The 12774-nt window shown below is 66.8% G+C and carries 14 protein-coding genes; 8 read left to right on the top strand and 6 right to left on the bottom strand.

The genetic code is table 11. From position 1 onward, the window contains the following. Positions 1-111: 111 nt before the first annotated feature. Positions 112-636, top strand: coding sequence for a type II toxin-antitoxin system RatA family toxin (locus tag NO363_RS06725; protein WP_256687829.1), 525 nt, complete (start codon positions 112-114; stop codon positions 634-636). Between the two features lie 36 nt (positions 637-672). Here the strand turns inward: NO363_RS06725 and NO363_RS06720 are convergent, their stop codons facing one another. Further along, complete coding sequence (locus NO363_RS06720; RefSeq protein ID WP_256687827.1) at positions 673-1428, bottom strand: GNAT family N-acetyltransferase; 756 nt, start codon at positions 1426-1428, stop codon at positions 673-675. A gap of 158 nt (positions 1429-1586) precedes the next feature. Between NO363_RS06720 and NO363_RS06715 the strand changes: the two genes are divergently transcribed. Beyond that, the gene (locus NO363_RS06715) at positions 1587-2273 is read left to right on the top strand and encodes an HD domain-containing protein (protein ID WP_256687824.1); all 687 of its coding nucleotides are present in this window, start codon (positions 1587-1589) and stop codon (positions 2271-2273) included. Here the strand turns inward: NO363_RS06715 and NO363_RS06710 are convergent. Continuing rightward, positions 2262-2939 carry a LysE family translocator gene (locus tag NO363_RS06710; protein ID WP_256687822.1) on the bottom strand — a complete coding sequence of 226 codons (678 nt, stop codon included), beginning with the start codon at positions 2937-2939 and terminating at the stop codon, positions 2262-2264. The two genes, NO363_RS06715 and NO363_RS06710, sit on opposite strands and share 12 nt — an antisense overlap. Before the next feature lie 405 nt (positions 2940-3344). After that, entirely contained in the window at positions 3345-4535 is a 1191-nt protein-coding gene (locus NO363_RS06705) for a threonine synthase (protein ID WP_256687819.1), read from the bottom strand. Between the two features lie 86 nt (positions 4536-4621). Here NO363_RS06705 and NO363_RS06700 point away from each other — a divergent pair, with 86 nt between their 5' ends. The 4 genes from NO363_RS06700 to NO363_RS06685 all read left to right on the top strand — a co-directional run bounded on the left by NO363_RS06700 (position 4622) and on the right by NO363_RS06685 (position 7497). Next, positions 4622-4903, top strand: coding sequence for a DUF7545 family protein (locus tag NO363_RS06700; RefSeq protein WP_256687817.1), 282 nt, complete (start codon positions 4622-4624; stop codon positions 4901-4903). A 52-nt stretch (positions 4904-4955) separates the two neighbouring features. Further along, on the top strand, positions 4956-6212 hold the full coding sequence (locus NO363_RS06695) for an NAD(P)/FAD-dependent oxidoreductase (protein ID WP_256687815.1): 1257 nt from the start codon (positions 4956-4958) through the stop codon (positions 6210-6212). A gap of 61 nt (positions 6213-6273) precedes the next feature. Next, positions 6274-6690 carry a hypothetical protein gene (locus NO363_RS06690; protein WP_256687813.1) on the top strand — a complete coding sequence of 139 codons (417 nt, stop codon included), beginning with the start codon at positions 6274-6276 and terminating at the stop codon, positions 6688-6690. Positions 6691-6726: 36 nt separating this feature from the next. Further along, a complete protein-coding gene (locus NO363_RS06685) occupies positions 6727-7497 on the top strand; it encodes a DUF7839 domain-containing protein (protein WP_256687812.1) in 771 nt (256 codons plus the stop codon). Here the strand turns inward: NO363_RS06685 and NO363_RS06680 are convergent. Further along, positions 7494-8096 carry a J domain-containing protein gene (locus tag NO363_RS06680; RefSeq protein WP_256687811.1) on the bottom strand — a complete coding sequence of 201 codons (603 nt, stop codon included), beginning with the start codon at positions 8094-8096 and terminating at the stop codon, positions 7494-7496. The genes NO363_RS06685 and NO363_RS06680 overlap by 4 nt on opposite strands. 100 nt (positions 8097-8196) lie before the next feature. Here NO363_RS06680 and NO363_RS06675 point away from each other — a divergent pair, with 100 nt between their 5' ends. Beyond that, entirely contained in the window at positions 8197-9030 is an 834-nt protein-coding gene (locus tag NO363_RS06675; protein ID WP_256687810.1) for a phosphatase PAP2 family protein, read from the top strand. A 6-nt stretch (positions 9031-9036) separates the two neighbouring features. On the opposite strand, the gene gatE is transcribed toward NO363_RS06675, so the two are convergent. After that, complete coding sequence (gene gatE, locus NO363_RS06670; protein WP_256687809.1) at positions 9037-10923, bottom strand: Glu-tRNA(Gln) amidotransferase subunit GatE; 1887 nt, start codon at positions 10921-10923, stop codon at positions 9037-9039. Positions 10924-11156: 233 nt separating this feature from the next. Between gatE and NO363_RS06665 the strand changes: the two genes are divergently transcribed. After that, entirely contained in the window at positions 11157-11804 is a 648-nt protein-coding gene (locus NO363_RS06665; RefSeq protein WP_256687807.1) for a glycerophosphoryl diester phosphodiesterase membrane domain-containing protein, read from the top strand. A gap of 125 nt (positions 11805-11929) precedes the next feature. Here NO363_RS06665 and NO363_RS06660 read toward each other — a convergent pair whose 3' ends face one another. After that, positions 11930-12751: an SDR family oxidoreductase gene (locus NO363_RS06660; RefSeq protein WP_256687805.1), complete on the bottom strand. Its 822-nt coding sequence runs from the start codon at positions 12749-12751 to the stop codon at positions 11930-11932. Positions 12752-12774 lie beyond the last annotated feature (23 nt).

Raw genomic sequence — 12774 nt, 5'->3', positions numbered from 1 at the left:
AATCCGTGCCGATCGGTGGCGGCCAGCCGATGCCAACGCGAGGCTGTTTGCAGAGTGAACGCTGCCGATTCCGTCCGACAGTATTAGGCGGTTGCCACACCAGTAGCGGTCGTGGACAGTATCGAAGTCAGCACCGAGGTCTATCTCCCGCCGGCGGACGTCTACGAGTTCCTGATCGATTTCCCCCGTTACGCCGACTACTCCGAATATCTGGAGGACGTCGAGGGTCACGGCGACGGCTCGCCGGGAACGACCTACGATCTCCAGTTCGCCTGGTGGAAACTCACCTACACGGCACGCTCGGAGGTCACGGACGTCGACCCGCCCAACCGGATCGATTGGAAGATCGTCAAGGACATTCACGCACACGGTTACTGGGCGGTCGAGGAGATCGACCCGCCGGACGACCGCGAGCACGCCTCGCGAGTACGATTTCACGTCGCGTTCGACGCCGACTCGGTCGATTCGAGCCAGTTCGACCTGCCGAGCCTCGTCTCGCTGTCGTGGGTCGTCGAGAAGGTCAAACCGCTCATCGAGAACGAGGCCGAACGGATCGTCGAACGCATCGTCGAAGATCTCGAGGGCGAGCGCCGGCCCGTCGATCTCACCGTCCACACGAGACCCGACTCGGTCTGAGGTGGTTCCCGCTCCCTCACCGGGCGTTGCGTCCCACTACCCGTGGGTGGCGTCCCAGCGCGTCGCCTTCCGGAGGTTGCCACACTCGTTGCACTTCACGCGACCCATCGTGTCCATCGCGTTGTCGAGGGTCTCGCAGTTCGCGCAGTAGTAGCCGTACTTGTGCTCCTCGTCGAAATCGGGGTCGGTGTAGGCGGTGAGGAAGGGACCTTTCGAGCCGCGTTCGACTTGCTTTTCGTTGACGTACAGGCCGTCGTCGAGCTCGCGCATGGAGTCCGTGGTTTCAAGCGTCGGCTGGACGTCGACGTCGTCGGCGTGGAGATAGATGTTCTCGACGTAGTCGCTGTCGTCGATCTCGACGGTGTCGGTGCCGACCTGCTCGAAGTCGAACGCCGCGTAGAACTCGTTGCCCTCGGTGTTGTCCTCGAGTACCTTCGCGCGCAGCTGTGCGGCACCCATCTCGAAGAGCGCCTCGCGGGTGTGTTCGAACAGGTCGCTGGCGATCCCCTGCCCCCGATAGTCGGGATCGACGTGGAGCCAGAGCAGGTCGCCGTTGCCGCCCTCGTTGACGAGGTCGCTCTCGGTGAACCCACGTAGTTCGCCCTCGTCCTCGGCAACCATCAGGAGCGTATCGTCCTCGTCGAGTTTCGTCGCGATCGCTTGCTCGTCGTACCACTGGGAAATCGCGCCGTCGATCGTGCGCGGGCTGAGCGAGTACGACTGTTCCATCGACCGGCGGGCGATCTCACGGATCGCCGCATCGTCGTCGGCCGTTGCTTCGCGCAGTTCCATACCACCGGTTCGGCACTCGATGGGATAAACCCCTGTGTCACTGGCAACACTCCTCGCCGGTATGGTGATCACAGTCATGGGGTCGTAACGCTAAAGGGTCGAACATACGTCTAGTCGGATAACATGAACGGAACACGAAAGATCAGGAGGGAGTCGGATTGGGCGTCGAGGTGAGGGAATCGCCGGTTTCGACCGCCGAGTTCGCGGAGATGAAGCGGTTCGTCTCCGGCTATCTCGAAGCGAGCATCGAAAACGAGGGGACGGGCGGGCGCATGCGCTGGTATCCCTGGCACTCGGCGAGCTATCGGTTCAACCACATCTTGAACGTCGTCGAGATCGCCGCCGACATCGCCGCGAGCGAGGGTGCGAACGTCGACGTCGTCCGCGTCGCGGCGCTCTTCCACGACGTCTCCAAACTGGAGGCCGAACAGGACCTCCACGCCGAGGCGGGTGCACACGTCGCCCGCGAGTTCCTCGACTCCCACGGCGACTATCCCGAGTCGTTCGTCGACGAGGTCTGTACGGCCGTGAGCGAGCATTCCTATCAGGGGCCGCTCGACGAGCTCCCACTGGAGACGCGCTGTCTCATTGAGGCGGATCTGCTCGACAAGATCGGCGCGAACGGCGCGGTGTTGCTTCTCCTGCGGATGGGGTACGAGTCGCGCACGCACATGGACGCCGCCGAGATGGTCGGGCGCGTGCTCGAACGCGGGCGTGACGCCGAAGAGCGCATCCGGAGCGATCGCGCCGAGAGCCTCATCCACCAGCGTCTCAAGCGCGTGAAGTGGCTGCGCGAGTGGCTCGACGACGAGATCGCCGGCGTCGGACTCGATTCAGACGACTGAGCCGAGCAGCGCGAGCGCCTCGCCAAGGAAGGCCACGCCGAACCCCGCGAGCACGAGCGCGCTCGCGTAGGCCACAGTTGAGCCGACACCAGTAAGGCGGCGTTCGGCCGCGACCAGCGTCGTCGGAAAACCCACGACCCACGCGGCGATACCGGCGAAGAAGCCGACGAGCAGTGCCGGACTGCCCGTCGCGACGACCAGCGTTCCGGCGAGCTCGCTCGATAGCGGTTCGAGTACGTCGATCCGCCCGGGTTCGAGCATGCCGACGCCGATGGTGAGCCAGAACACCACCTGATAGGGGTTCGTGATGGCGAGAGCGAACGCCTTGGCGAACCCGCGGCGCTCGCCGGTGGCCGCCGCGTGGTCGTCGTTCGCGCCGCGAGTCGCATCGTAGGCGAAATAGAGCATCAACAGGCCGCCGATCGCGAAGGCCGCGCCACGGATCGCCGGGACGCGCTCGACGATCGCGACCACGCCGACCAGCGCGAGCACGAAGAAGCAGGCGTCGGCAGCCATCGCACCGAGACCGGCCCAGACGCCCGAGAGCCATCCTCTGAGAACGCTCTCCTCGGCGATGACCGCGTTCATCGGTCCCGGTGGCGCGGCGATGGCCAGCCCGAAGACCATCCCCGCGAGCACCGTCGTCACCGTCCCGAGAACGGACATTCGAACGATGAGAGGGGTGGAGCCGTGAAAAGTCGGTCGGATGGCCTGGTGGCCGCCGCGCCGGCGGTTGCTGTGCGGTGGCGGGTGCGGTGCGGTCCTGGCGGATGAAGGGCGAGGCGCGTGGTGTGAGCGAAGTCGTTCGAAAGACGCGAAGCGTCTTTCGTGATGACGAGAGAGCAAAGCTCTCTCGAACCACGAACACCGCGACCGAAGGGAGCGCGCCGAGGGCTTCTGCGGTGTTGTGCGGAGGGCGGTCGTGTCCGCGCGAACGCAGTGAGCGCGGTTCACCGTGAACGAGGCCGAAGGCCGAGTGAGCGGGAGTTTTTGGTCCAGATTTTTGCAAGCGGGGGTCAAGCGAGCGAACGAAGTGAGCGAGCGCGACCCTCCGCAGTAAAAAGGTGGGTTCTAGATCCCCTTGCCCATCAGGTGGCTGCGGAGGATGTCGGCTTCCTTGTTCGCGCTCGCGCCGTTTACGAGCACGACCGTGTCGTCGGCCCCGAACACGTCCTGCTCGGCGAGTTCCCACGCGCCGCTGGCTGCCGCCGCACTGCTCGCGCCCATCTCGATGCCGGTGTGCTGGGCCACCGTGATCGCGCTGTCGAGGATCGATTCGTCGTCGGTGGCGACAGCACCCCCGTCGGCGTCGTCAAGGGCGTCCAGGACGAGCGGGCTCCCGTGGGGGTCGGCGATCTCGATGCCGCCGCAGATCGTGTCGGGCACCTCCCAGGGCTCGTGACTGTCGTCGTCCGCCTCCCAGGCTTCGACGATCGGCGCACAGCCGCTCGCCTGGGCGGCGTACAGCCCGGGGAGGTCGTCGGTGAGGCCGAGTGCCGCGAACTCCGTCGCACCCTTGTGGAGACCGACGAGCCCGACACCGCTGCCGGTGGGCTGGACGATGCCGTCGGGCACCTCCCAATCGAGCTGTTCGACGATCTCGTAGAACATCGTCTTCGCGCCTTCGTGGCGATAGGGTGTCTCGAAGGGGTTCGTCGCGTACCAGTCCTCGTCGTCCAGTGCGCCCGCGCAGGCCGCTGCGGCGTCGTCGTATCGTCCCTCGACGACGTTCATATCGCCGCCGTGGACGTTGATCATTGCCTTGTTGCCGAAGTTCGCGCGGGTGGGGACGAACGCGTGGGAGTCCAGTCCGGCGCGGGCGGCATAGGCGGCCGCCGACTGGCCAGCGTCGCCCGTCGTGGCGAGCGCGACGTCGCTCGCGCTGTGTTCGCGGGCGGCCGACACCGCGAGCGCGTGGCCGCGATCGGTGCGACTCCCCGTCGGGTTGCGACCCTCGTCCTTGATCAGCAGTCGTGCGACGCCGAGTTCGTCGGCGAGCTCGGGACAGTCGACGAGCGGTGTCGTGCCTTCGTCCATCGTCACCGCTGCCGTGCGGGGCACGGGAAGGAGCTCCTCGTAGCGCCAGAGCCCGTCGAACGGGCGGGTTTCGAGCTCGTCGCGCGCGAGATCGATGTGGCTCAGGTCGTAGCGCGGGTCGAGGAACCCACCACAGTCGGGACAGTCGTGGGTCGTACTTTCCGGGTCGAAACGTTCACCGCAGTCCGTACAGATGAGCCCGTCGAACGCCGCCGTCGTCTCCATGCCACGATTACCGACGCGAGCGACTAATCGGTTCCCTTCATCGCCCGGACCGCCAGCGGTTAGCCGCTGGCGGCGTATCACCGAGCATGACCGAGCCGACGGGTGAGACGATCACGTTCGACATCGCGGCGGGCGACGAGCACGCGGAGCTCGAACTGCCGCGGGCGCTGGTCGCGGCGCTCGCCGACGAGACCGATAGCGCGCCCGACGTCGTCGCCGACATCGCCCAGTTCGATTGCACGCGGCGCGCTTACGAGATGGATAGAGACGAGATGGCAGAGGCCGAAGCGATCGAACACGACGCGCTCGCGCTGTTCGAGGACCACTTCGGGGTCGCCTTCGAGTCGTTGCTCGACGCGGAGGAGTGACGGCGCGCCGCCGTCACGCAGTCGTTTTGTGGGCGGCCCGCACAGAGCGAGTATGACACAGGTCATCGTCGGCGGCGGGCTCGCGGGACTGGTCGCGGCGCGCCACCTCGCCGCGGACGGCGCGGACGTCGAACTCCTCGAACGCCGCGAGTCGGTCGGCGGGCGCGTGCGCAGTCGCGAGATCGATGGCTACACCCTCGATCGTGGTTTCCAGGTGCTCTTCACCGGCTATCCGGCCGCACAGCGCGAACTCGACTACCGGGAGCTCGACCTGCAGTATTTCACACCCGGCGCGACGCTCGCCCGGCCCGGCTCCCGGAGCGTGCTCGCGGACCCGCGGCGCGACCCCGCCTCGCTGACCGAGACGCTGTTCAACGCGAACGTGAGCATCGGGGACATGACCAGTCTGTTCGGGCTCTGGCGCGAGCTCGCGAACGAAGACGAAAGCGAGGTCTTCGCCGGTGGGGACGAATCGATCGACGCGTTCCTCCGGGATCGTGGGTTCTCGAACCGGTTCGTCGAGCGGTTCTTCGCCCCGTTCTACGGCGGAATCACGCTCGATCGGACGCTCGCGACGTCAGCGGCGGTGTTTCGCTACACGTTTCGGATGCTCGCCGGCGGGTCGATCGCCGTGCCCGCGGCGGGGATGGGCGCGATCGCCGACCAGCTCGCCGACGCCGCGCGCGAGGAGGGTGTCGAGATCACGCTCGACAGCGAGGTGGAGGCGATCAAGACGGACGGGAACGGCGCGATGATCGAACTGGCCGGTGAGAGCCGCGAGACGGACGCAGTCGTGGTCGCCGCCGATCCGAAACGCGCAAGCGAGCTCACCGACGTGGCGTCGATCCCGACCGATGCCCAGGGCTGCGTGACGCAATATCTCTCGCTGCCGACCCACCAGCGCCTCGACACGGGAAAGAAACTGCTCCTGAACGCCGGCGGCACCGAACCGAACCACGTCGCACCGCTGTCGGCCGTCGCCCCCGACTACTCTCCTGCTGGGCGCGAACTGCTCAGCGCGACCTTCCTCGGCGAGCAGGAGCGAAGCGACGAGGAGCTCGCCGAGCGCACGCGCGAGGCGCTCGCTGCCTGGTATCCCGAGCGGCGCTTCGACGATCTCGAACTCCTCGCAACCGACCGCATCCCGTTCGCGCAGTTCGCCCAGCCGCCGGGGTTCTACCGCGATCTCCCGGCGACCGACGCACCCGACGGGGACGTCTATCTCGCCGGCGACTACACGAACTGGTCGTCGATCCACGGCGCGCTGGAGAGCGGTCGGGCGGCTGCTCGTGCGGTGCTCGATTCCTGAGCCGATCGACCTGTCCTGTCGACCCGGTGGTTTTTGCGCCGAGCGCACGAGCGACCGATGGATGAAGCCATCGAAGCGCCTGGCCAGCAACCTCGTCGCCGAGTCGAAGGCGTACGGCTACACGCTCACCATCTGGGGTGGCGGCGCGATCCTCATGGCTCACTACGGCACGCCGGACATCCTGGAGGTCGCGGCCTACGTCGGCGGCGCACTCGTCGCGATGGCACTCCTCGCGGTCGTCGCGTTCGGTGGATTACTCGCCGAACAGCGCCAGCCCGACGGCGAACCGCCGCCGGTCGCCTCGATGGTCCACATCGCCGCCACCGGCGGGAGCCTGCTCGCGAGCTATCTCGTCTCGATCGCGGGGAAGGGCCGCCTGCCGCCGGCGCTCGTGTTCGCGCTGGTTGGCTTCCTCGCGACGGCGCTGTACAACACGCTGCTCGTCGCCGAGGACAGTATTGGTCGCGCCGTCGAGTGACGGTAGGATTTTCATGACGGCCGCCCGACCCCTCCCATGACCGACGTTCTCGACGACAAGCGCGACGCGACCCGCTTTCGCATCCTGGCGGCTATCGCCGAGCGCCAGCCGGCCGTGAGCCAGGGCGAGATCGCCGACAACGTCGGCGTCACCGCACAGGCCGTCAGCGAATACGTCCGTGAACTCGACGATGACGGCTTCGTCACGAAGGAGGGTCGTTCGCGCTACCGCGTCACCGAGGAAGGCGTCGACTGGCTGCTCCGCTCGGCCGCCGATCTCCAGCGGTTCGTCGATCACGTGACCGACGACGTCCTGTCGAGCGTCGGCGAGGACGCCGCCATCGCCACCGACACGATCGAGGAGGGCCAGCAGGTGTCGCTCTCGCTCGACGACGGACTCCTCCGTGCGACCCCCGGTGATGAGGGGCCGGCGACGGGCGTGGCGACGGGGACGGCCGAGGGCGACGAGGTCGTCGGCGTCACGGGGTTCGAGGGCGTCATCGATCTCGAACCCGGCACCGTCGTCGTCCAGCAGGTCCCACCCGTGCGCTCGGGTACGGCGAGTTCGCCCGACGCGCTCGCGACGGCGTGTGAGGGCGTCGATCTCGTTGCGGCGGCGGGCGTCGAGGCGGTCGTCGCGCTGCGCGGGATCGACGTCGAACCGATCAGGTTCGCGGCAGGCGCGGTCGCGGCCGATGCCGCCGGTCGCGGCCTGGACTGTGCAGTGGTCGTCACGGGCGATCGCGTCGGGGAAGTGACCGACGCGCTGCGGGACGCCGGCGTCGCCTACGAGGTCTCCACCGACTAACCGGCGCGTTCCTTCGCGGTCGTGTAGGCCTCGCGCACGCGCTTGAACTCCTCGTGATCGCCGCCGTGGTCGGGATGGACTCGTTTGACTTTCTCACGGTAGGCGGCAGTGACTTCGCGCGCGCTCGCTTCGGTCGGGACATCGAGAACCGCGAAGGCAGCGCTCGCGGGGTCGATCTCCCCGTCATCGATATCGAGGGCCGGCGTCTCGAAGGGGAGTCGTGAACCGAGGTGGACGCCGGGCAGTTCGTGTTCGACCAGAACAGCGTGGGTCGACGAGCGCCGGAGGCGGTAGTACGCCCGCGGGTCGAACGTGATCGCGACGTCGCGTTCGGGCAGATAGAAGGCGACCGATCGGCTCTCGATCGGATGGTTCTCGACGAACGACTCGCCGATCGTCTCGAGATAGTCGCGGATCTCACGGCGGCGTTTGGCGTCGCCACTCGCCCCGCTTTCCGTCCGATCAGCGCTCGTGTCGTCGATCGGGGCCGACGGGAACAGCCGCGCGCCGAGGGCGAAGACGCCGGCGACCACCAGCAGCGAGCCGGCCCCGAGCGCCATCCCGAGCAGCCAGACGGGCAGCGATACCACGTCGAGCACGCCCGTCGATAGCCGACGACGAGTAATAAATCGTCCGTCGAGGGCGAGTGGGATGGGCGGAATCACAACGGCTTTGTGCGGTCTCCGTCGATTCCCGCCGATGCTCGCGGTCTCGCTGCCGACGGCGTACACGCTCTCGGTCGCGCTCGGCTCGCTGCTCGCGATGGGCGTCGCCGCGATCGTCTTCCTCCCGCGGCTCGACCCCGTGGGTTTCGTCAAGGAGTTCCTCCGGACCGACTGGAAATATCTCGGCGTCGCCTGGATCGTCACCAACCTCGTGAACACGATCGCCCACCGTTTTCACGCCGACCGGACGTTCACGTGGCTCATCTATGAGTTCGAGGGGCCTGTCGTCGCGGCCTTCCAGTCGGTGACGAGCGAACCGCTCACGCTGCTGTTCACCGCCGCCTATCTCGTCGGCTTTCCGACGATCGTCCTGTTCACCTATTTCAAGCTCAAGGCCCACGACGAGCGCGAGGCGCGGCGCTACGCGCTCGCGTACGTCGTCCTCGTTCTGCTCGCGGTCCCCTTCTTCGTCTTCGTCCCGGTCGGGATCCCGGCGCTCTACCCGGCGGTGGCGGTCCGGCCGCTCATCTTCGACGTGAGCCCGATCATCAGGGCGGGCATGCTCGCCACCGACACGATGGTCAAGGCGTTCCCGAGCCTCCACACCGGACTGTCGGTGCTCGCCGCGCTCTACGCCAGAAAGGCCGGACCGCGATACGCCGCCGCCGCGTTCGCCCTCGCCGGCCTCATCGTGCTCTCGACCTTCTATTTGGGGATCCACTGGCTCACCGACGCCGCCTTCGCGGTCGTCCTGGTGGGTGTCGCCTACTGGGTCTCCCGGCGCGTCGATCCCGAGCGCGTGCTTCCGGTGCCCGCACTCGGCGGCCTGCGCCCGGCCTTTCTCAGTCCCGATCGCGACACGGAGTGAGGGCCCTCAGGTCCGCTTCTGGATCTCCTCGCGCAGCAGTTCGCTCACCTCGTCACCCTCCGCACGGCCGCCGAGCGCGCCCATGCACTCGCCCATCAGTCCGGAGAACGCGCCCATCCCCTGCTGTTCGACCTGTTCTTCGTTTCGCTCGACGACCTCGACGACGGCCTCGCGCACCTCGTCGTCGCCCGCGCTCCCGAGCCCCTCGCGCTCGGCGGCCTCGGCCGGGGAGAGTTCGGGGTTCTCGGCGATCGCCGCGAGCAGGTCGGGGATCCCCTCGCTCGTCACCTCGCCGTCCTGATAGAGCTCGAACACGGCGAGGAACCGCTCGTCGTCCACGTTCTCGATCGGAACGCCGTCGCGCCGGAGTTCGGTCGCGGTGCTTTCGACCGTGCCGGCCGCGAGCGTTGGATCGACACCGCGCTCGACGGCCGCCTCGAACAGGCTCATCCGCCGACCGTAAGCGACCTGCTCGGCGAGCCCGGCGTCGAGCCCGAGTTCCGACCGGTAGCGCTCGACCCGTTCGGTGAGGAGTTCGGGCGTCTCGATCCCCTCGAAGTCGAGTTCCACGGGAGGGACGTCCGTCTCGGGGTACATCCGCGCCGCGCCCGGGAGCGGTCTGAGATAGCGTGTCGTGCCGTCGTCGTTCGCTCCACGGGTCTCCTCGGGTACGCCGTCGATGGCCGCCTGCGCGCGGTCGGCGACCGCTTCGATGGCCGCTTGCGCGCTATCGGGCTCGGCCGCGACCATCGCCACCGCATCCTCTTCGTCCGTCTCGACCGCCTCGCGCAGCGCCGTGACTTCGTCCGCGGTGACGCCGTAGGCCGGCAGCTCGTCGGTGTGGAAGATCCCACCGACGCCGTGGCGCTTGGCGTGATCGGCGAACTCGGTGCCCAGGCGGCGGTCGGGCTGGAGTTCGCGACCGACGAGCCCGTCGAACCCCTCCAGACGGACGGCCATCGCCACCCCATCCCCGGAGAGCGCGCCGCCGATGAGCCCGCTGTCGGTTCCGTCGAACACCGACGAAACGTCCGCGGGCTGGCTGACATTTGCATCACGATCTTCGAGTTCCTCGCGGATGTCGAGGAGCGCGACCTGCCGGCCGGCCTCGTTGCGCACGATGTCGTCGATGTCGTCGAGGCTCTGGACGCCCTTGAGCTCGACGCGCGCGCCCTCGGCGATCGAGACGTTGACGTCCTGACGGATCGTGCCGAGTCCGCGCTTGACTTTTCCTGTGGAGCGCAGCAGCATGCCGATGCGCTCGGCGGCCTCCTTGGCCTGAGCCGGCGAGCCGATGTCGGGTTTCGTGCCGATCTCGACGAGCGGGATTCCGAGTCTATCGAGCGCGTAGCGCACCCCGGCGTCGGTCTCGGCGACGCGACCGGCGCTCTCCTCTTCGAGCTCCATGTCCTCGATGCCAACCGTGCCCTCGGAGGTGCTGATTTCACCGTCACCGGCGACGCGTGCCGAGCGCTGGAACCCCGACGTGTTCGAGCCGTCGACGACGATCTTGCGCATCACGTGGGCCTCGTCGACGGGCGTCATATCGAGCAGGCCGGCGATCTCCAGGACGGTCTCGATCGCTTCGTCGTCGATCCGATGGGGTGGTTCCTCGTCGGCCTCCACGAGACAGGTCGAGTCGAAGGCCAGATACTCGAATTCGCGCTCGACGCTCGCCTCTTCGAGCGCCGCGACATCGATCTCGCCGAGTTCACTCTTCGTCGGATGGAGATACCGCTGGAAGCGATGAGTCGACTCTTCGGGCTCACGCCGGTCCGTCGGACAGCCACAGAACAGTTTCGATGCCGTATCGAGCTGTTGGTGGATCTCCAGCCCGGCGACGAGACCCAGCTCCTCGTAATCGTACTCGTGGTCGGCGTGCTCCGCGCTCATTACCACGTCGTGTGGCGTCCAGCGACAAAAACCCGTCCAGTCGCCGGCGTCCCGTCGCTGTACCGGACCGGCTCTACCGTCGAACGGCCCTCGGAGGAGTTGGCGAACTGAGACGATGATCGATACTATTGAACGATTCGAATAGAGTAGGGACAAAACGATATAACTATTGTTTGAACACTATTCGATAGAAATCACAACGTTGTTCATCCCCACCGATGCATGTCGAACCCATGTCGACGGAGTCATCGCCGCTTGCAGGACCTTCGATGATCGCCGTTCTTCGCGGAGCGGTCGACGCCATCCGGCAATCGCCAGCCATCATCGGTCTGTTTATCGTTTCAGGTCTATTCGGGATCGTACTCCCGCCGTTCACCGGCGTTGCGGCACGGCTGTTGCTGATCCTCGTCGGGGTCGTTATCGCCTACCGAGCGCTCGGTGGACGGACGCGCACGGATTCGCCGTTTCTGCTCCGGCTGTTCATGGCGTTTCTCGCGACGGTCGCGTCGTATCTGTCGGTGCTCGTCGGTGGGATGGCGCTCGCCGTTCCGGGCAGTATCGGTTGGATCGGGTTCTTCGTGTTCGCCCTCCCCGGACTGTATCTCTATCTGCGACTGTTTCTCTCCACGCCGGCGGTGATGATCGACGGGTACGGGCCGGCCGAGGCGCTCACCACGAGCTGGCGACTGATGAACGGCTCCGTCCTCGCCACCGCGTTCGCGGTCACGCTCGTGTTCGTCTGTGGGCTCGTCGTTCTCGTTTCGTTGTTCGGGATCGTGCAGTCGGCGTTCGTCGCGGAGATCGGTGGCGTCCTCATCATGGACTCGTTTCTGGCCGGGATGCAGGCGTTTCTCTACCTGCAGCTCACCGAAAGATCCTGACTGCTCGTCGACGACGATCCGGTAATCTCGTCATCAGTTCCTATCGCCTGTGCTGAGAGCGTCGATAGCCACGTTTGCCGAGGGATCCACTCGGCTGCCGGTCTATACGTATAGTTGATTTCGAGCTACACGAAGCGGCGGACGAGATCGTAGAGCGAGTTGCGCACGCCGGCAGGGAGGAAGCGAGCGTACTCGGCGACCCCCGCGAGCGTTCCGACGGGATAGCGCGCCGGCGGATCGGGTGCGACCGCTGCATCGAGGATCGCATCGGCGACGTCAGCGGGGCTGACGGTGCCGACACCGCCCTCGACCACGGTCCGGTAATCCTCGAAGTAGTCGTAGAACACCTCGTAGGCACCCGATCGTTCGAGCCCGTCGAGTTCGTCACCGGCGCGCTCGTCGAATGCGGTGGCGACCGGGCCAGGTGCGACGACCGAGACGTCGATGCCGTAGTCGGCGACCTCCGTGCGCAACGACTCAGACATCGCTTCGAGCGCGGATTTCGAGCCGGCGTAGACGCCACGACCCGGGGTGGCGAAGCGGCCGGCAGTGCTCGAAACGTTGATGATGCGGCCGCGTCCGCGGTCACGCATATGTGGGAGGACGGCCCGAATCAGTCGGTGCGGGCCGAGGGTGTTGGTCTCGAATTGCTCACGGGCCCGTTCGGTGGGGACGTCCTCGATCGGTCCGAACTGGCCGTAGCCCGCGTTGTTCACCAGACAGTCGATCCTGTCGGTCTCCTCGACGATCCGCTCGACGACGCTCTCGACCTGATCGTCGTCGGTCACGTCGAGCGCGGCGGTCTCGCAGCCCGCCAGTTCGAGATTCGAGACGTCGGCGTCGTCACGGGCGGTCGCGTAGACGGTCCATTCGGCGTCGAGGAAGGCCTCGGCCGTCGCGCGGCCGATGCCCGACGAACAGCCCGTGATGAGTACGGTTTTCGCCATTCTATCCCATTCCTCTCGGGCCG

Origin of the sequence: Halococcus qingdaonensis (assembly GCF_024508235.1) — an archaeon.
Lineage (GTDB): Archaea > Halobacteriota > Halobacteria > Halobacteriales > Halococcaceae > Halococcus > Halococcus qingdaonensis.
This window is presented reverse-complemented; position numbering and strand designations above follow the sequence as displayed.